The sequence below is a fragment of the Shewanella sp. MF05960 genome, assembly GCF_050849305.1.
Taxonomy (GTDB): Bacteria; Pseudomonadota; Gammaproteobacteria; order Enterobacterales; family Shewanellaceae; genus Shewanella.
Map to the genome: position 1 here is coordinate 195,147 of NZ_JBOZPS010000005.1, position 20,219 is coordinate 215,365.

General features: G+C 42.5%; 17 protein-coding genes. 16 read left to right on the forward strand and 1 reads right to left on the reverse strand.

Annotated elements, in window-relative coordinates; all coding sequences use genetic code 11:
- Positions 1–95 precede the first annotated feature (95 nt).
- The 16 genes from ACROAE_RS07055 (at position 96) to ACROAE_RS07130 (ending at position 19,199) form a co-directional block, all read left to right on the forward strand.
- Entirely contained in the window at positions 96–1,130 is a 1,035-nt protein-coding gene (locus ACROAE_RS07055) for a phosphotransferase family protein (RefSeq protein WP_432400284.1), read from the forward strand.
- Positions 1,131–1,174: 44 nt separating this feature from the next.
- The gene (locus ACROAE_RS07060; RefSeq protein ID WP_432400285.1) at positions 1,175–1,936 is read left to right on the forward strand and encodes an SDR family NAD(P)-dependent oxidoreductase; all 762 of its coding nucleotides are present in this window, start codon (positions 1,175–1,177) and stop codon (positions 1,934–1,936) included.
- An 89-nt stretch (positions 1,937–2,025) separates the two neighbouring features.
- Positions 2,026–3,831 carry an acyl-CoA dehydrogenase gene (locus ACROAE_RS07065; protein ID WP_432400286.1) on the forward strand — a complete coding sequence of 602 codons (1,806 nt, stop codon included), beginning with the start codon at positions 2,026–2,028 and terminating at the stop codon, positions 3,829–3,831.
- A gap of 280 nt (positions 3,832–4,111) precedes the next feature.
- Entirely contained in the window at positions 4,112–4,573 is a 462-nt protein-coding gene (locus tag ACROAE_RS07070; RefSeq protein WP_432400287.1) for a MaoC family dehydratase, read from the forward strand.
- Positions 4,574–4,629: 56 nt separating this feature from the next.
- The gene (locus ACROAE_RS07075) at positions 4,630–5,550 is read left to right on the forward strand and encodes an SDR family NAD(P)-dependent oxidoreductase (protein WP_160056575.1); all 921 of its coding nucleotides are present in this window, start codon (positions 4,630–4,632) and stop codon (positions 5,548–5,550) included.
- 124 nt (positions 5,551–5,674) lie between these two features.
- Complete coding sequence (locus ACROAE_RS07080) at positions 5,675–6,856, forward strand: acetyl-CoA C-acyltransferase (RefSeq protein WP_432400288.1); 1,182 nt, start codon at positions 5,675–5,677, stop codon at positions 6,854–6,856.
- A 102-nt stretch (positions 6,857–6,958) separates the two neighbouring features.
- Complete coding sequence (locus ACROAE_RS07085) at positions 6,959–8,623, forward strand: AMP-binding protein (RefSeq protein ID WP_432400289.1); 1,665 nt, start codon at positions 6,959–6,961, stop codon at positions 8,621–8,623.
- Positions 8,624–8,813: 190 nt separating this feature from the next.
- Positions 8,814–9,878: a patatin-like phospholipase family protein gene (locus ACROAE_RS07090; protein ID WP_432400290.1), complete on the forward strand. Its 1,065-nt coding sequence runs from the start codon at positions 8,814–8,816 to the stop codon at positions 9,876–9,878.
- A 187-nt stretch (positions 9,879–10,065) separates the two neighbouring features.
- The gene (locus ACROAE_RS07095) at positions 10,066–11,064 is read left to right on the forward strand and encodes an NADP-dependent oxidoreductase (protein ID WP_432400291.1); all 999 of its coding nucleotides are present in this window, start codon (positions 10,066–10,068) and stop codon (positions 11,062–11,064) included.
- 81 nt (positions 11,065–11,145) lie between these two features.
- Entirely contained in the window at positions 11,146–13,260 is a 2,115-nt protein-coding gene (locus ACROAE_RS07100) for a molybdopterin-dependent oxidoreductase (RefSeq protein WP_432400292.1), read from the forward strand.
- A gap of 150 nt (positions 13,261–13,410) precedes the next feature.
- Positions 13,411–14,244, forward strand: coding sequence for an AAA family ATPase (locus ACROAE_RS07105; protein ID WP_432400293.1), 834 nt, complete (start codon positions 13,411–13,413; stop codon positions 14,242–14,244).
- A gap of 6 nt (positions 14,245–14,250) precedes the next feature.
- Positions 14,251–15,423, forward strand: coding sequence for a vWA domain-containing protein (locus tag ACROAE_RS07110; RefSeq protein WP_432400294.1), 1,173 nt, complete (start codon positions 14,251–14,253; stop codon positions 15,421–15,423).
- A gap of 139 nt (positions 15,424–15,562) precedes the next feature.
- Complete coding sequence (locus tag ACROAE_RS07115) at positions 15,563–16,471, forward strand: haloalkane dehalogenase (protein WP_432400295.1); 909 nt, start codon at positions 15,563–15,565, stop codon at positions 16,469–16,471.
- A 93-nt stretch (positions 16,472–16,564) separates the two neighbouring features.
- The gene (locus ACROAE_RS07120; RefSeq protein WP_432400296.1) at positions 16,565–17,362 is read left to right on the forward strand and encodes an SGNH/GDSL hydrolase family protein; all 798 of its coding nucleotides are present in this window, start codon (positions 16,565–16,567) and stop codon (positions 17,360–17,362) included.
- A 559-nt stretch (positions 17,363–17,921) separates the two neighbouring features.
- On the forward strand, positions 17,922–18,344 hold the full coding sequence (locus ACROAE_RS07125) for a DUF4145 domain-containing protein (protein WP_432400297.1): 423 nt from the start codon (positions 17,922–17,924) through the stop codon (positions 18,342–18,344).
- A gap of 117 nt (positions 18,345–18,461) precedes the next feature.
- Entirely contained in the window at positions 18,462–19,199 is a 738-nt protein-coding gene (locus ACROAE_RS07130; RefSeq protein WP_432400298.1) for a DUF4145 domain-containing protein, read from the forward strand.
- Between the two features lie 92 nt (positions 19,200–19,291).
- On the opposite strand, the gene ACROAE_RS07135 is transcribed toward ACROAE_RS07130, so the two are convergent.
- Positions 19,292–20,107, reverse strand: a complete 816-nt coding sequence (locus tag ACROAE_RS07135; protein WP_432400299.1) for a reverse transcriptase domain-containing protein — start codon at positions 20,105–20,107, stop codon at positions 19,292–19,294.
- Positions 20,108–20,219 lie beyond the last annotated feature (112 nt).

A 20,219-nucleotide genomic window follows, 5' to 3' on the forward strand; every position in this document is an offset into this window, starting at 1 on the left:
GCGTGTCGGCCTATTTAATTGAGCAAACAAAATGTTGTTTATATAGCGTCATTAGCGCATCAGCGACATTAATCTAACAATAAGAGTATTGCTAAATGCCACATACATTTTCTATTGATAATGAGCAGCTTAGTGCTTATTTACAGCAACATGTTGACGGCTTCATTGGGCCAATCACACTTGAAAAATTCTCTGGTGGTCAATCTAATCCTACTTATAAAGTCACGGCACAATCGGGCGTGTATGTACTGCGCCGTCAACCGCCAGGTAAGTTATTAAAATCTGCCCACGCTGTAGATCGTGAATACCGAGTCCTTGCTGCGCTTAAAGGCAGCGACGTACCGGTAGCTAAGGTGTATCACCTTTGTGAAGACATCAATATTATCGGCTCCATGTTTTATGTGATGGAGTTTTGTGATGGCGCCGTGTATTGGAGTGCATCACTAGCCGAAATTCATTCAAATGAGCGCCGCGGTGCCATGTACAGCGAAATGAATAGGGTACTTGCAGCATTACACAGTGTTGATGTCGATGCCGTTGGTTTAAGCGATTATGGCAAAGCCGGTAGCTATTTTGAACGTCAATTGGGCCGTTGGGTATCGCAATATCACGTCACCGAACTTCAGCCTATTCCAGCTATGCACAAACTGATTGAGTGGCTTGAATCTCATATACCCAATGATGATGGCAGAGTCTGTTTAGTGCATGGTGATTTTCGTTTAGACAACATGATGTTTGCTAAAGACAGCCCGCAGGTTATCGCGCTGCTTGACTGGGAACTCTCTACATTGGGTCATCCATTTGCTGATTTAGCGTACCAATGTATGCAACTGCGTATGCCTGCAGGCATGGGCACTATCGATGGTTTAAAAGATATTGATCGAGGCAGCTTAGGGATCCCTACAGAAGAAGAATATGTTGCACAATATTGTCAACGAATGGGTATAGATCGCATCGATAACTGGGCATTTTATCTTGCGTTTAGCTTTTTCCGCTTAGCAGCTATTGCTCAAGGTGTCGCTAAACGCGCAGCACAGGGAAATGCATCAAACGAACATGCAAACAAAGTGGGATCATTTGTGGAACCGCTAGCACAAATGGCATTACAGGTAATACATAGCGCAAAATAATCATAAAAAATACAACAAGACCATCAATTACAGGAGTTACTCGCATGGATCCATTATTAGACTTTACTGGCAAAGTTGCCGTTATTACTGGCGCAGCGCAAGGTTTTGGCAAATTACTTTCTCAGGAACTGGCCAAACGTGGTGCCAAACTCGTGATTAGTGACATTAATGAAGCTGGCGTACATAAGGTGGCTGACGATATTGCGGCCACTGGCGCCGAAGTGGTCGCGATGAAGTGCGATGTTTCTAAAGATGAGTCTTGTAAAGCGATGGTCGATACCGCGCTTGAATATTTTGGCCGTGTGGATATCGGTGTCAATAATGCCGGTATTGCCCATGAGTTTATGCCACTGCACATGATTGATGAATCGATTATGGACAGCCAATTTGCCATTAACGTCAAGGGTGTTCAATTCGGTATGCGCCATCAAATTGCACAAATGCTGAAACAAGGTGAGGGTGCTATTCTCAACGTAAGTTCGATGGCCGGCTTAGGCGGGGCAGCCAGAGGCAGTGCTTATTCAATGGCTAAGCATGCAGTGATTGGTTTAACCAAAACCGGTGCAGTTGAATACGGCCGCGACAACATTCGTATCAATGCCATTTGCCCCTTCTTTACGTTAACGCCTATGGTCACCAATTTTGCTGATGAAGAAAAACAAAAGAAAATGGCGCGCGGCACGCCTATGAATCGTTTAGGTGAACCTAAAGAAATCGTCGCAGTCATGTTAATGATGTTGTCGCCTGGCAACACCTACATGACGGGCCAATGCATCGCGGTTGACGGTGGTGTGTCTGCATTTTAAATCCCCGTTGCTTTGCTATTGTCAGTAGTTATTAGTCAGATTGACTGTGGTCATTGGATTGAGTTTTTATAAGATAAGAAGAGAATAATATGCCAGCTACATTAATGAATGAACGCGATCTCGAGTTTATGCTGTACGAACTGTTTGACAGTGAAGGGTTAACAAGCCGTGAGCGTTACCAGGATCATGATCGTCAAACGTTTAATGAAGTGATTAACACAGCGAAAACCATTGCTGAAAAACATTTTCTTCCTATTCGACAAAAGCTTGATACTGACCAACCGACTTTTGACGGCAAAAAAGTTCATATTCTGCCTGAGCTTAAAACTGCCATCACTGCGGTGATTGAATCGGGCATTGGTTCGGCCACTGCAGATTACGACTTAGGCGGCATGCAACTACCGCCTATTATTGCCAGTGCTGCAGGGGCGTTTTTAAGTGTCGCTGGCGGCGTGGGCATGGGTTACAACATGCTCACCACTGCCAATGCCAATTTGCTGCAAGCACATGGCAGCGATGAGCTTATCAATACCTGGGTAAAACCGATGCGAGAAGGCCGCTTTATGGGCACGATGGCCATGACCGAACCTGGTAGTGGCTCTGGACTGGGTGATTTGATCACCAAAGCGGTAAAAGCTGAAGATGGCACTTATCGTATTAGTGGCAGTAAAATTTATATCTCGGGCGGCGATCACGACTTAAGTGAAAACATTGTTCATTTAGTATTGGCGCGTATTCAAGGCGCTCCAAAAGGAGTGAAAGGGATTTCGTTATTTGTGGTGCCAAAGTTTTTACTTAATGACGATGGTTCTATTGGCAAAGACAATGAAGTCGCCTTAGCGGGGTTATTCCATAAAATGGGTGGCCGTGCGCAAACCTCTACCGCGCTGAGTTTTGGTGAACAAAATGGCTCAGTGGGTTACCTTGTTGGTGAAGAGCATTGCGGCCTCAAGTACATGTTCCATATGATGAATGAAGCCCGCATTATGGTGGGTACTGGTGCGGCAGTAATAGCCGTTGCGGGATATCAATACTCTGTTGATTACGCCAAAAACCGACCTCAAGGCAGATTACCATCATGCAAAGATCCATTATCACCGATGGTCAATATCATTGAACATGCTGATGTTAAACGTATGCTATTGGCACAAAAAGCCTATGCAGAAGGTGCTATGGCATTGGTGTTATACGGCACGCAATTAAGTGACGATTCACACACGGCAGATACTGAAGCGCAGCGACAATACGCCTATACACTATTAGATTTTTTAACTCCGATCATTAAAACCTGGCCATCAGAATACGGCCCTAAAGCAAACTCACTTGCCATACAGGTGATGGGCGGCCACGGTTACATAAACGAGCATCCCGTTGAAATGTTTTATCGCGATAATCGCCTTAATCCCATTCATGAAGGTACTACCGGGATCCAATCATTGGATTTAATGACCCGCAAAGTACCCATGAATAAGATGCAAGGGTTTAAGGCGACAATAAGCGAAATGATGAAAACCATCGATGAAGCTAAGCAACATCCTGGTTTACTTGAGTATTCGACTCAATTAAGTCAAGCGGTTGAAACCTTGACCACCACCACAGAAGCGGTATTAAGTGCAATGGCGACTAAGAATATCGATTTGGCATTAGCTAACTCGGTTAAATACCTTGAGTTATTTGGTCATGTTATCGTCGCCTGGTTGTGGTTAAAGCAAAGCATTGTGGCAACAAAAGCGCTCGCAGAAAAACCGCATCAAACGGATGTGCATTTTTATCTAGGTAAATTGCAAGCCGCTCAATACTTCTATCGATTCGAATTACCCGAAATTTACTTATGGTCAAACATTTTGATTAACACCGACAGCACCAGTTTTGACATGCAGAGTGAGTGGTTTTAATCGTACCGTGATGACAAGTGAGTATTGTTGATAGGTTAACTCATCATTAGTTAACGTATTAATGGTATATTTTAATGTTAAAAATGAAAGCATTACCTCAATTTAAGGTAATGCTTTTTTTATGCCTGCAATCCCTATCACCCACATACAAACTATTAGCTATGAGAATATCTAAGTATCAAAACTATTCATTTGTTTAATTGATAAACCCCAATTAGCATGAGTTATCGTATAAATTTCATTCATGGATCGTATTGCGAAAGCAAAAGGGGAAGGGAACATGCCAACAGTGATTAATCGTAACGAGATTGCTAACTACATCGGTCATCAAGCCGCGCCAACTGATTGGCATCAAATCAATCAACAGCAAATTAATCTTTTTGCTGACTGCACCCTAGATCATCAATTTATTCACGTCGATGAAGAAAAAGCCAAAGCCACACCTTTTGGCTCAACCATCGCGCACGGTTTTTTATCTTTATCTATGTTGTCGCATTTTGCAGAAGAATTTAGCGTGATTATTGATGGCTTCTATATGGGCCTTAATGCCGGTTTTGACAAAGTGCGATTCTTACAGCCAGTAACCGTAAACAGCCGTATCCGCGCACATGCTAAAACCCTGTCGATTGAAGAGAAAAAACCAGGACAATTTCGCATTTCAACAGAAGTGACCATTGAAATCGAAGGGGTTGATACCCCGGCGTTAGTGGCTGAGTGGATTTCAGTGCAAATGGTTAAGTAAATCGCCATATCAAGACATTATAACAACATTATTATCAGTATATTGGGGACATCAAGATGACAATCAGTTTTGCAGGAAAAGTCGCGATAGTAACAGGTGCGGGTAACGGATTAGGCCGCTCACATGCATTAGAGCTAGCTAGACGCGGCGCTAAGGTGGTTGTTAATGATTTAGGCGGTGCACGTGATGGTAGCGGTGCATCTTCAGCGGCATCACAAGAAGTGGTCGCCCTTATTGAAGCGATGGGCGGTGAAGCCATTAGCCATGGTGCGAACGTGGCTAACTTTGATGAAGTGCAAGACATGGTGCAACAAACCATGGACAAATGGGGCCGAGTCGATGTGTTAATCAACAACGCTGGTATTTTACGCGATAAATCGTTTTCAAAAATGACCTTAGACGATTTTAAAGTCGTTATGGATGTACATGTTATGGGCTCGGTTAACTGCACCAAAGCGGTATGGGAAATCATGAAACAGCAAAATTACGGCCGTATTGTGATGACAACCTCTTCAAGTGGCATGTATGGAAACTTTGGTCAGTCAAATTACGGCGCGGCAAAAATGGCCCTGATTGGTTTAATGAATACTTTAGTGCTTGAAGGTGCTAAAAATAATATTCACATCAATGCATTAGCGCCAACAGCAGGCACCCGCATGACCGAAGATTTAATGCCAGAAGAAATCGTTAAAGCCTTCGCACCCGAAGCGGTCACCGCGGGCATGCTGACCTTGTGTGATGATGACGCGCCTAATCGCTTTATTTTATGTGCTGGCGCCGGTGGTTATTCTAGTGCCAGTATTTTTGAAACCGATGGATGTTTTATTCCTACGGCAAAACAAAGCCCAGAAGCGGTACGCGACAATTGGGATAAATTAACCGCACAAGATAATCAAAAAGCTTTGGTTTCTGGCGCGCAACAAGGTGAAAAATTTATTATGAAAGCCATGGCATTCATGAAAGCGCAACAGCAATAATAAATTGATTAGATTATTCCGAGGTCACTGGGGTGATTTCGGTTGAGTGGTGTCATTGGATTGCAACAACACCACTCACAATGTGCATTAAACAAGATGCACTCTATATATAAAAGGAATTGTCATGAGAGAAGCTGTCATTGTATCCGCTGCACGTACGCCAATTGGTAAAGCCTACCGTGGTGCCTTTAATGATTTATCTGCACCGACATTATCTGCTGTAGCGGTAAATGCTGCTGTTGAGCGCGCGGGTATTGACCCAAATGAGATTGATGATTGTATTTTTGGTGCTGCGCTCACTCAGGGTAACCAGGGAATGAACTTTGGCCGTCAAGTGGCAATGGCTGCACAATTACCGGTATCGGTAGCGGGCATGACGGTTGACCGTCAATGTTCATCTGGATTAATGTCAATTGCGATAGCAGCAAACCATATTGTGGTTGACGGTGCCAAAGTGGTTGTCGCTGGCGGTTGTGATTCAATTAGCTTGGTACAAAACGATAAAATGAACATGAGTCGCGCCGTAGACCCTAGCGTAAAAGCTTATCGCCCCGCGATTTACATGCCAATGCTTGATACCGCTGAAGTGGTGGCTAATCGCTACGACATTTCACGCGAGCGTCAAGATGCTTATGCATTATCGTCACAACAACGTACCGCGGCCGCTCAAGTTGCTGGTAAGTTTGACGATGAGATTGTGCCTGTAACTTGTACTAAATTGGTGATGGATAAAAACACGGGTGACATTACCAAAGAAACGGTTACGTTAACTCAAGATGAAGGTAATCGTCCGTCGACCAATATTGAAGGATTAGCAGGCTTAAAAGCGGTTAAAGACAATGGCTCCATTACCGGTGGTAATGCATCGCAATTATCAGATGGTGCCGCGGCAGTAGTGGTGATGGATCGAGAACTTGCCGAGCAGCGAGGTCTTAAACCATTAGGCGCATATCGCGGTATGGTTGTGGCGGGATGCGAGCCTGACGAAATGGGCATTGGACCGATTTATGCCATTCCTAAATTACTCGAGCGCAACGGGTTAACAATGGACGACATTGGTTTGTGGGAAATCAATGAAGCCTTTGCCGTGCAAGTGATTTACTGCGCAGATAAATTGGGTATTCCTGCGGATAAGTTAAATGTCAATGGTGGCGCAATTTCAATTGGTCATCCATATGGAATGAGTGGCACACGCATGGTCATGCACGCGCTAATTGAAGGTAAGCGCCGTGGTGTTAAATACGTCGTCATCAGTATGTGTATTGGCGGCGGGCAAGGCGCTGCAGGGTTATTTGAAGTGTTGTAAATTGTGTGGAAGTTGAGTGTCATCATAATAATAAATCATTGCCGTAAATAACCTGATTTTTTAGGTTTTATTAGCATTATCATAATAATAGGGGACCGTATTATGGAAAAAGTTTGGCTTGAGAAGAGTTATCCACCTGGAGTTGAGTTTGAAATTGACCCTGATAAGTACAGCTCTTTAGCAGAATTATTTTTAAAGTATACCAAGTTATACGCGAGTAATACGGCGTTCATTAATATGGATGTAAGTATTACCTATCAACAGCTTGAGCAACAAGCGACTGACTTTGCGGCCTATTTACAGCATGATTTAGGGTTAGTGAAAGGCGATAAATTTGCCATTATGATCCCAAATCTATTGCAATACCCAATAGCCTTATTTGGTGCATTGATTGCCGGGCTAACCGTAGTCAATGTTAACCCGTTATACACACCCCGTGAGTTAGAACATCAACTAAAAGACTCAGGTACAAAGGGCATTTTGATTTTAGAAAATTTCGCTCACGTGCTGCAGGCTGTCATCAATAAGACCGATGTTAAGTATGTTGTCACGACCAGTGTTGGCGATCGCCTCGGCATGATTAAAGGTGCACTGATTAATGGTGCAATTAAACATGTTAAAAAACAGGTGCCCGCGTTTGATTTACCAAATGCGGTTAAATTTAATGATGCCATGTCTAAAGGCAGCAAACTTAAGTTTACTCCGGTTGCGGTTACTGGCGAAGACTTAGCCTTTTTGCAATATACCGGTGGTACAACAGGCCCATCAAAAGGCGCAATGTTAACGCACCGTAATATGGTTGCTAACCTTGAACAATCTAATGCCGTAACCAAAAACGTGTATGAAATCGGCAAAGAGTTTATGATCACTGCATTGCCGCTTTACCATATCTACGCGTTAACCTCTAACTGCTTAGCATTTTTACCCTTTGGTGGCACCAACTTGTTGATCACCAACCCACGCGATATGCCGGGCTTTGTTAAAGAGTTAGCTAAATACAAATTTACCGTCATTACTGGGGTAAATACTTTATTTAATGGTTTGTTACACACCCCAGGTTTTGATCAGCTCGACTTTAGTGCCTTAAAAATGGGCTTTGGCGGCGGTATGTCAGTACAGCGCCCAGTAGCTGAACATTGGGAGCGAGTCACTAAAAGTCGTCTTCTAGAAGGTTATGGCTTAACTGAGTGTGCGCCGTTAGTGACCATGAGTCCGTACAACCAGGAAAAATACAATGGTTCTATTGGACTTCCTGCTTCATCAACCGATATTCGCCTTGTCGGCGCCGATGGTGAAGATGTTGCCTTAGGCGAGCCTGGTGAAATGTGGGTAAAAGGGCCGCAGGTGATGAAAGGCTATTACAATCGTCAAAAAGCCACTGATGAAGTGTTAAAAGACGGTTGGTTAGCCACGGGCGATATCGCGACCATGGACGAAAATGGCTTCTTCAGAATTGTTGATCGTAAAAAAGACATGATTATTGTGTCTGGCTTTAACGTATTCCCCAATGAAATTGAAGAAGTTATTGTTGCGCATGAAGGCGTACTTGAAGCCGCTGCGGTGGGGATATCTTGTGATGCCACCGGTGAACGCGTAAAAGTGTTTATTGTGCGTAAAGACCCAATGCTGACTGAACAGGATATCTTTGATCACTGCGCAGAAATGCTAACCAACTATAAACGTCCTAAAATCATTGAATTTATGGACGAGCTACCAAAAAGTAATGTCGGTAAAGTGTTGCGTAAAGACTTACGCAGTAAGGCATAATTGATCAAATAGGGTCTGTTTTTGTGTCGGTTATTGCCAATACAATCACAGACCCATATTGAGCCAGTATGTGCTGGCTCAATGCCCTTTACGCTAATCAACATGCGTTTTCTTGAACGAGCAGATTAATTAACGCAATGAGTATTCAAGTGTCAATTCTCAATCTTATAAGAGTCAGAAATAATTCAATATGTTAGAAATTTATGCCGGTGATACGGCGTTAAAAACAATACAACAAGATGGTTTTTCTCCTGAGCTATTTAGCTCTTTTTTAGGTGCCAGCGGTGGGCCAAAATGGTTTACCTTATTTGGCTTAGACAAATATTTATTTGGCGAATTCTTTAAAGGCAGACAACAACCATTAAACCTTATTGGCTCAAGTGCAGGGGCATTTCGAGCGGCGTGTTTTGCGCAAAACGATCCCGTTGCAGCCATAGAACGTTTGGCTAAAAACTACAGCGAAACCGTGTATTCTGATGATAAAAAGCCGCAACCATTAGAAATCACTACAAAAGCATTCGAATTACTTGAAGTGTTATTTGGCGCAACAGGCGCAGATGAAATTATCAATAATCCCATCTTTAAAGCACATTTTATCGTGGCGAAATGCAATGGTCTTGTGGCATCAGAAAGTAAATTAAAACAGGGTGTGGGTTTAGCCAGCAGCTTTGTGCGTAACGCCATGAGTCGCCCTTTACTCAAAAGCCAATATCAACGGTTTATTTTTCAGCATAGTCAAAGTGATTTAGTGATAAATGACCCTGATAATATTCCGACCACCGCGGTGAGCTTATCGGAGCAAAATATCAAGCGCGCCTTGTTAGCGTCAGGATCTATTCCGATGGTGATGCAAGGCATTAAAGACATTCCTGATTGTCCTTCGGGGATGTATCGTGATGGCGGGATTATTGATTATCACTTTGATTTTGATATTCAAAATAAAGGCTTAACCCTATACCCGCATTTTAGTTCAACCTTAAAAGCGGGGTGGTTTGATAAAAACCTGTCACGAAAGGTGAGGCTGCAACACTACGATAAAACCGTTTTATTGTGTCCATCGGCAGAGTTTGTGGCGTCGTTACCGTATCAAAAAATTCCAGATCGCAGTGACTTTGTTGAAATGAACCCAGCGCAGAGGCTTAAATATTGGCAACAAGTGTTTGTCGAAAGTGAAAAGCTAGCACTGCATTTTAACCATTTTTATCGTAATCAAACAATCAACAGCATTAAACCGATTAATCAACTGCACGAATAATAACGTGTTTAGATGACTGGGTTTAGATGACTGGGTTTAGAGACTGGGTTAGTTAGCAGCTTAGTGACTATTTTAGTTCAAAGGCTTAACCATATTTACATCCTTAATCAGTTAGACATGAAGCAACAAATAAAGATAACAATAGCGCCATAGACGGCCACACAATCATCGACAAAGAGAGAAACACATGAGCACATTTACCGCAATCAATCTCATCGCCCGTCCTCAAGGTGGCCCAATTGGCCCAGAATTATTTGAAATAGTGCAAAAGCCAATGCCAAGCGTGGGTGAAGGCCAGTTTTTAGTGAAGCAAAACCACATGTCATTAGACCCTGCGATGTTTGGTTGGATGAGTGCTGACACCGAGAGTTACATTCCTCCGGTTGCACTGGGTGAGGTGATGCGCAGTTCTGGTATTGGTGAAATAGTGGAAAGTCAGCATCCTGATTTTGCCGTTGGCGATCGAGTGATGGGCATGATGGGCTGGCAAGAATACGTGTTAAGTAACGGTGCCGGTTTAAATAAAGTGACCGCCCCTTTACCGGATGAAGCCGTGTTATCGGTGTTTGCATTGCCTGGTTTAACGGCCACTCAAGGTTTATATGGCGTTGGTAAGCCGCAAAAAGGCGAGACCATTGTTGTTTCTGGTGCAGCAGGCTCGGTGGGCTCTATTGTGGGTCAGCTGGCCAAAGCTGATGGCTTAACGGTTATCGGTGTGGTCGGTAGCGATGAAAAAGCAGATTGGATTGTCAATGAATTAGGTTTTGACGGTGCTATCAATTATAAAACAGATGATATTGCAGCAAAATTAGCTGAATTAGCGCCAAAGGGTGTTGATGTGTATTTTGAAAATACCGGGGGGCCTATTCAGCATCATGTCTTTGCCAAAATGAATGCGCATGGTCGTATTGTGGTGTGCGGCATGATAGCCGATTACCCTAAAGCGGTACCTGATTTAGGCCCAAATTGGATCCAGGTAATTAAAAAGCGTTTGATTATTCAAGGTTTCACTATGCCTGATCACTTTGGTGACGTACCGGCATTATTACAAAAATTGACACCGTATGTGATGAAAGGGCAAATCAAGCATCGCGCCCATGTGTTAGACGGTCTTGAGTCTGCCATTAGCGGCTTGAACTTGTTCTTTACCGGCGACAATAAAGGCAAGCTTATCGTTAAGCTTTAGTCATCATCAATACGCAGCGCTGAGCACGTCATTCAATGTTCGGTGCTGCCACATCACTTTATTCCAAGTCAGGCGATATATATGAGCGACATCAAAACCCATTATAGAAATTGCAATATTTGCGAAGCCATGTGTGGCTTGGAAATTAACTATCAAGACCAGCAGATTATTTCAATTAAAGGCGATCAACTCGACCCATTTAGTCAGGGCTATAATTGCCCTAAAGCGCTCGCGTTAGAAGACTTTTACACTGATAAAGACCGATTGAAAACTCCGATTAAACGCACTGAGACTGGCTGGCAAGCCATCAGTTGGGATGATGCATTTACTGAAATCGTCGACAAATTCAAACATATTCAGCAGCAACACGGCAAAAATGCATTAGCGGTGTATTTAGGTAATCCTAATGCCCACAGTTTAGGCAATGCATTATTCCTTAAGCCGTTCATGAAATCTCTTGGCACCATAAACCGCTTTAGTTCTGCCTCGGCAGATCAATTACCACATCATGTTGCCGCTAACTTTATGTTGGGTGCAGGTATGTTAATCCCGGTGTCTGATATCGATAGAACCGATTTTATGTTAATCATTGGCGGCAATCCTGTTGTCTCTAATGGCAGTATGATGACTGCGCCTAATGTGATTGGACGATTAAAAGCCATTCAAAAGCGTGGCGGTAAAGTGGTGGTGGTTGACCCGCGCAAAACCCGTACCGCAAAAATTGCCGACCAACATGTATTTATTCGCCCTGAAAAAGATGCATTTCTGCTGCTTGCTCTCATTCATTGCGTGTTTGCTGCTAATAAAGTCAATTTGCGTCATTTAAGCGATAAGGTTGATGGGTTGGGTGATATCGAAAATCTAGTTAGCGCCTATTCACCAGAAATTGTCAGTCCATTTGTCGGCATCGATGCTGAAGTTATCCGTACGTTATCAGCAGATATGCTGGCTGCCGATTCGGCCGTTTGTTATAGCCGCATGGGCGCATCAACTCAAACTTTTGGTGGCATTTGTTTGTGGCTCACCAATGTACTCAACATTATTACCGGTAATTTTGATCGCGAAGGTGGTGCAATGTTTCCACAGCCTGCCTTCGATTTACTGCGTAATCATCAACCTGGGCACAAAACCTCGTTTGGTCAATACCATTCTCGCGTGCGCAAATTACCGTTTTTTAATGGTGAGTTTCCGGTGGCGACTTTAGCAGAAGAGATCCAAACACCTGGAGAAGGGCAAATTAAAAGTGTGATTACTGTTGCAGGTAATCCAGTGTTATCCGCACCCAGCGGCCATAAATTGGCTACGGCATTTAGTGAGTTAGATTACATGGTATCGATTGATATCTACCTTAATGAAACCACAAAATACGCTGACATTATTTTACCCGGCACGACAGGTGTCGAGAACTCACACTTTGATATTTTCTTTAATTCATTCTCAGTGAGAAACACGGTTAAATATTCAGCGCCGCTATTTGAAAAACACAGCGATCAACGCAGCGACTGGCAAATACTCAAAGAGATTTCAGCGCGGATGCTTAATGTGCCTGCAGACGATCCAATACAGCAGGTTACGCCTGAAATGATATTGGATATGGAGCTTAAAAAAGGCCCATATGGTCAGCAAGGCATGAGTTTACAAAAGTTAATTGATAATCCACATGGCATTGATCTTGGTCCGCTTATGCCGTGTTTATCTGAACGGATTAAAACCGCGAACGGCAACATCGATTTATTCCCCGCGGTTTATCAAGACGATTTACCGAGATTACACGCTGTCATGACGCAAACCGCTCGTGATAATCAATTTCCATTTGATTTAATCAGCCGTCGTTTAGTGAAAAGCCACAATACCTGGACCCAAAATTCTGAGCGATTAATTAAAGGTAAAAATCCTTGTACTTTAGAAGTGCATCCTCTTGATGCAAAACACTTAGGCGTTGCACAAGGGCAAGTGGTTACAGTAACTTCCGCTGTTGGTACAATAAACATCGAAGTGGTGATTACCGATGATATTCAACCAGGCGTCGTTACCATGCCGCAAGGTTGGGGTCATAATCAGCAAGGTACTAATATGTCTGTTGCCGCGACACAACCGGGTGTGAGCATTAATGATTTAACGGATGCTGCCAGAGTTGATATGCTCACAGGTAATGCGGCATTTAATGGCACACCAGTGGCAATTAGTGTTGCTTAACGCTAACAAAAAAGCGTTGAGTCAATGTTAATGAGTACTAGGAATGGGCACCTAGGAATGAGTTGAGACACGTTTATTGAGCCACCATCGTCTACAAGCATTTTTTACAAATAAGTTGCCAAGAACAACGATTAAATAAAAAGGTTAACCATGTTTAAAAGTACACAAAACTACATCGCATCAAACGAACTTACGTTAGCGGTCAATGCAGCTATTGCACTTGAAAAACCGTTACTGATTAAAGGTGAGCCAGGTACCGGTAAAACTCAGTTAGCAGAAGAGTTAGCGCGTTCGCTCAATTGTAAATTATATCAATGGCACATTAAATCGACCACCAAAGCGCAGCAAGGCCTTTACGAGTATGACGCGGTATCGCGATTACGCGACAGTCAATTGGGCGATGCCAAAGTGCATGACATTGGCAACTATATCGTTAAAGGCAAGTTATGGCAGGCGTTTGAAGAAGAACAGAGACCGATTTTGTTAATTGATGAAATCGATAAAGCCGACATCGAATTTCCAAACGACTTATTGCAAGAGCTTGATAAGATGGAGTTTTATGTTTATGAAACTCAGCAAGTGATTAAAGCTAAACAACGACCGATTATTATCATTACCTCAAATAATGAAAAAGAGCTGCCAGATGCTTTTTTACGTCGTTGTTTTTTCCATTACATTAAGTTCCCTACCAAAGCGGAAATGGAAAAGATTATCGACGTGCATCATCCTGACGTTAAACAAGCCCTGTTAAGCCAGGCATTAGACGTATTTTTTGATTTACGCGACGTCAATGGCATTAAGAAAAAACCGTCAACATCAGAGCTCATTGACTGGTTAAAGCTATTAATCTCCGATGATATTTCGCAGCAGACCTTACTTGATAAGCAATCGGACATTATCCCCTTGTTTGGTGCATTGCTAAAGAACGAACAAGATGTGTCATTGATTGAAAAGCTGGCTTTTATGAGCCGTAGAAACAGGTAGTAAGCCGTGTTTATTGATTTTTTCTTGACCCTAAAAAAGCACAAAGTCCCGTGCAGTTTGCGCGAACTACTTGACCTTATCGCCTTGCTTAAAAAAGGCGTGGTGTTTGCTGATGTTGAAGCGTTTTATAACCTAGCCAAAATCGTCATGGTTAAAGACGAAATCCATTACGACAAGTATGACAATGCCTTTGCAGAATACTTTAAAGGCATAGAAAGCATTGATATTTTTGATCATATTCTGCCAGAGGATTGGCTTCGTAAAGAATTTGAAAAAAACTTAAGCCAAGAAGAAAAAGATCAACTCAAAGCGCTTGGTGGCCTTGAAGCGTTAATGAAGACACTTAAAGAGCGTTTAGAAGAACAAAAAAAACGCCACGCTGGCGGTAATAAATGGGTAGGTACAGGCGGCACATCGCCTTTTGGTGCTTATGGCTATAACCCAGAAGGTATTCGAGTTGGTCAGGATAAAAACCGCAATAACAGCGCGGTGAAAGTGTGGGACAAACGTGAGTTTAAAAACTTTGACCAGGACCGTGAGCTCGGTACCCGCAATATCAAATTGGCCTTAAAAAAGTTACGCAAATTTGCTCGCACAGGCGCCAGTGAAAAGCTTGATATCAATACTACGATCCGCTCAACCGCGCAAAATGGCGGCTTACTCGATGTGCACATGGAGCCAGAACGTCATAACGCAGTCAAAGTGCTGATGTTTTTTGATATTGGCGGCTCGATGGACGATTACATTCATACTTGCGAAGAGTTATTTTCGGCCGCGCACAGTGAATTTAAGCATTTACGTTTTTTCTATTTCCATAACTGTTTATATGAAAAAGTATGGCAAGACAATAACCGCCGGTTTGACAAAACCATTGAACTCGATGAAGTGTTACGCACATTCTCATCTGACTACAAAGTGATTTTTGTCGGTGATGCCACCATGGGACCTTACGAGATAATCGCGAAAGGCGGCAGTGTCGAACATTGGAATGAAAAACCCGGTATAGAGTATTTGAATCGTTTAATCGGGCATTTTAATAAAGTCGCCTGGCTTAATCCTCAGCCAGAAAACTATTGGCATGTTCATCAATCTATTTCGATTATTCAAAAACTGGTTAGCGACAAAATGTATCCGTTAACTGTAGATGGCATAGGCCGCGCCATTAAAGATCTCAGTTAAAAGAAAGATTGTTGTTCACTTAATGAGTTTGGCGAACGGCTCGACTATTGAACGAAGCGAACGACACTACACGACAACATCACTTTACGCTCAACTTAGTGATAATTGATAAAAACACTTAAACAGGAAGGTCAATCATATGGATTTTTTACGCACCGACGACAGTTGTTTTACCAATTTGCCTGATTATCATTTTAACGCCAATTACTTAACGGTTGACGACGCTGAAGGTGGCCAGCTAAGAGTCCATTATGTTGATGAAGGCCCTAAAGAAGCTGCACCTATACTATTACTTCATGGTGAACCTACCTGGAGTTTTTTGTACCGTAAAATGATCCCCATTTTAGTGCAGGCGGGTCATCGGGTTATTGTGCCTGATTTGATTGGCTTTGGCCGTTCAGACAAACCGACAAAACGCTCAGATTATACCTATCAGCGCCATGTCGACTGGATCACTTCATTGATGTTACAGCTAAACCTCAGTGATATGACTTTAGTGTGTCAAGACTGGGGCGGCTTAATTGGTTTACGATTAGCGGCAGAGCACAGTGAACGTTTTGCGCGAATAGTTGCAGCAAACACCATGTTGCCTACGGGCGATCATCAACCTGGAGAGGCTTTTCTCAAATGGCGTCAATATTCACAAGATGTTGATATATTCCCAACGGGCAGCTTAATTGACCGAGCTTGCGTATCGACACTGACCGACGAGATTATCGCCGCGTATGATGCGCCATTTCCTGATGAACGTTACAAAGAGGGCGCGCGTCAGTTTCCTTTACTTGTGCCAATCACCCCAGATGACCCCGCAGCAGATAAAAATCGTGCAGCCTGGAAAGTGTTATCACAATGGCAAAAACCATTTTTAACCGCTTTTAGTGACTCAGATCCTATTACCAAAGGCGGTGACGCCTTAATGCAAAAGCTCATTCCCGGCACTCAAGGACAAAAGCACACCACCATAGTCAGCGGCGGACATTTCTTACAAGAAGATAAAGGCGAAGTGTTAGCCGAAGTCGTTGTGCAATTTATTGCTGATAATCAATAATGCCTGAGTGACAAGTGACAAGTGACAAGTGACAAGTGACAAGTGACAAGTATGACATAAGATAATGTCAGTAATTCACTTTAAGGAGCCAATATGTTGTATCACGGAATATCGATTATGTTGGCCCCTGTACTTGTTTTACAAGGCCTCAAAGTGCGCCGCACCACGCCAAGACTTGCCGAACCAGAAGGTGAACGTGTCGGTCAAACCGGATCAAATCCTCAGTTAAGCTTATTGATTTTAGGTGACTCTGCCGCAGCGGGGGTTGGGGTGACAAACCAAAGTCAGGCGTTACTTGGTCAGGTGCTTGAGCAATTAAGCCCAACATTAGATGTTAACTACGCCTTGTTTGCTAAAACAGGTGCAACCACATCAACTACGTTGCAAGCGCTCAATGAGCCGATTGATCCCACTCATCCCATACTCGCTCAAGAGCATTATGATGTCATCGTCACCTCATTAGGGGTCAACGATATCACTTCATCGGTGAGTTGTGATAAGTGGCTTTTACAGCAACAGGCATTGTTTACATTGCTTAAAAAGCGCTTCACACCTAAACAAATTTTAGTCACAGCATTGCCACCTTTAGGGCTGTTTCCCGTTTTGCCAAATCCATTACGGTGGAGTTTAGGCAAACGTGCTAATCAATTTAACCATGGTTTACAGCAATTATTACTCACGCTAAATCAACAACAGAACAATCAAAGTAGTCAATTTACTATGATAAAACTGCCGTTAGACAACCCACAACCCGAGTTAAGCATGCTCGACTTTATGCGCCAGGTCATGGCCAGCGATGGATTTCACCCAGGCGCACCGATTTACAATGCATGGGCAAGCTTAGTGGTAGAGCAGATAGTGGATGGTGTTGTTGCCCCAAGATGTGTTTAAACATATGTTTAGGTTATGGCCTGCGGCCACTAACGTCGTGGCGCTTCGCCCACACCAGAGCAAAGGGGTAAAGCGCATTCTTGTTCATAAATCAGCCTTTGCAAACCCTCAGCGCCTCAGACGAAAAATATTAGAAAACGTATCATTTTCGATGGTGATCGCCCAGCATTAAACTTTATCTGTATCTGGCTTATAAATGTCGGATACATATCCAGTGTCAGTCATGCTTTCCACCTTTATGTAGTGTGTACTGTAAATAAAAACAGTTGTAATGGTTTTTGACGTGTTTTTAAGTTGAATCGGCTAATATGTAAACTAAAGTAGTATGAATAATAAATCACGAATTTTGTAATCTATTGAAATTAAATTGTTTTTATTTTTTGTCGAATCTTGAATCCACTTTTAACGTGCAAGCCCGCTTTTATTTGTCAGTGGAGTTAAATAAAACGGCTTTACATCAATAAGATACTAAATGTAGGATGATATTAATCAATAAGTTAAAGGGCCGACATTATAGGGCGAGCCCTTCAATAAGCGTTAGCAATATATGGAGCATTACTTGAAATCGGATTACATGTTGCAAGTCGCAAATGAAATTGGAGTTGTCAAAGATAACCCTCGTTTACTGATAATTGTCTCACATTCATTTATTGAAATGATGATAAAAACATTGCTAGAGCATCATGTTCCAGATTTATTGTTAAAAAACCATAATCAGCGTTTAGAAAAACTTAAAAAAGAAGCTGTTATAGATGAGTTTCAATTTGAATTATATGACTGGTTTAGAGAGTTAAGAAATGATGCTGTTCATACGCCAATTTTTAATCTAAAGGACTCAGATTTTGAAAGGTTGAGTGGTTTAGTAAAAAAAGAACAACTTGGTGTTGATTGCTTCCATAGTTTTTCTTTGAAATTAATAGCAGAATTATGGAATAAAAATTTAGCCGTACTCGGACCAGAGCACTTAAAAAAATATTGCTAATAAGGCGTTTAAACGGAACTAAAACAGTGGGTTACGTTTCGCTTCGCTACACATTATAACCCGCAATTTTAGTCCGCTTAACGCGGTGTTATGTTGCTATCAACAATGGAGTATTTAATGATACCTGAACACGGACAAGAGAAATTCCAATGTCCACACTGTCAAACAGTTGCGACTCAACGTTGGTTTAGCTTGAATAACGCAAGTACTATTGCAAACGATATACTCCATCACATTTATATGGACTATAGAACTGGAATTAAAGATTTCTACCAAACAAATTTGAAATCGTTCTTAGAAAACGTGGAACATGACTTCAGAAGGAATTTCTCTTCATTTGTTCCTACTGGATTTTCAGTATCAACGTGTTCATCGTGCGAAAAGTTCAGTGTGTGGGTAAATAAGGAAATGAAATACCCAAAGGTAATATCACTTTCTCCACCTAATTGCGATTTAGATGAAGATATAAAAGTGTTATATTTTGAAGCCTCTAGCATCCTTAATGATTCTCCTAAAGGCGCTACAGCTTTACTGAGATTGGCACTTCAGAAGTTATTAAAGCAGGTTGGAAAAAGCGGAAAGAATATCAATGCGGATATTAAGGAACTTGTTGCTGAAGGTCTTAGTCCTAAAATACAGCAAGCATTAGATTTGTTAAGAGTCGTTGGAAATAATGCTGTTCACCCTGGTCAAATTAATCTTGATGATAATGCTGATATAGCTCATAAACTATTTGGGATCTTAAATTTTATAGCTGAAGAATTAATTACAAAGCCGAAAGAATTGGAAAGTCTATACGCTGACTTAATTCCAACTGATACTCAAGAGCATATTAAGCAGAGAGATAAAGCTTAACCGCAACATAATCGGGTAGCCGGAGGGATCTAGCCTCCAGCCCCCACACTACCCTGCATGCGGCTCCGCACAGGGCGGTTCATTTAGAACTCCTAACTGACTTTCTGGTTAGGATAATGAACTGCGATCCATCCATCTCTTAGTGAATATAATCCTGCTTTCTTCAGATATTCATTACTCAGCGCTTGCTGTATCCCTGGTGTTTTCGAACTTCGCCATGGACCTTTGCTTGTGATCCCACAAGCAACAGCGGCTTGGATCCTGACGCCACGCTTAAGTAAATTCTGTACCTTGGTCCGTGGTTTTCGCCACTGACGCCAGTAGCACATACGAACACGACGACGAATCCAATGGTCTAAATCCATACACCCTTGATAAGCGTTGGCTATGCCAAAGTAGTTGATCCAGCCTTGCATGTATTGCCGCGCTTTAAACAGCTGATAACTCATACTCACGCCCCAGTTTCGGTTCGTTAATCGTCTCATCTTTTGTTTGAAAATGTGTAATGTTTTAGCATGCCACTGGATCTTGCCTCGGTTAAATGTAAACCCAAGAAACTTGCTTTGACCTACCTTAACCACTTGGCTTTTCGGTTCATTAACGGCCAGTTTTAGCTTAGTGGCCAGATATTGAGTAATGCTCTTGAGTACCCGCTCTCCTGCTCGAATAGACTTTACCAAAATCATGAAGTCGTCCGCGTAGCGGGCGAATTTATGCCCTCGGCTTTCCAGCTCTTTATCCAGACTCTCTAACATAATGTTAGAGAGTAATGGCGAGAGTGGGCCGCCTTGAGGCACACCTTCAAAGCTTGCTTCAAATTGGTCATTGACCATCACCCCTGCTCGTAGGTACTTACCGATAAGCGCTAATAGGCGCTTATCCTGTACTTTATTCCTTAGTTGAGTCATCAACAAATTTAGTGGGGTCAGTGTAAACTTTATGTCATTGCACTAAATCCGAAGCTCTAACACACTTTTGTCCAAAAACGAGTTGTTCTTAGCTTTCAAATGCCAAAATTCA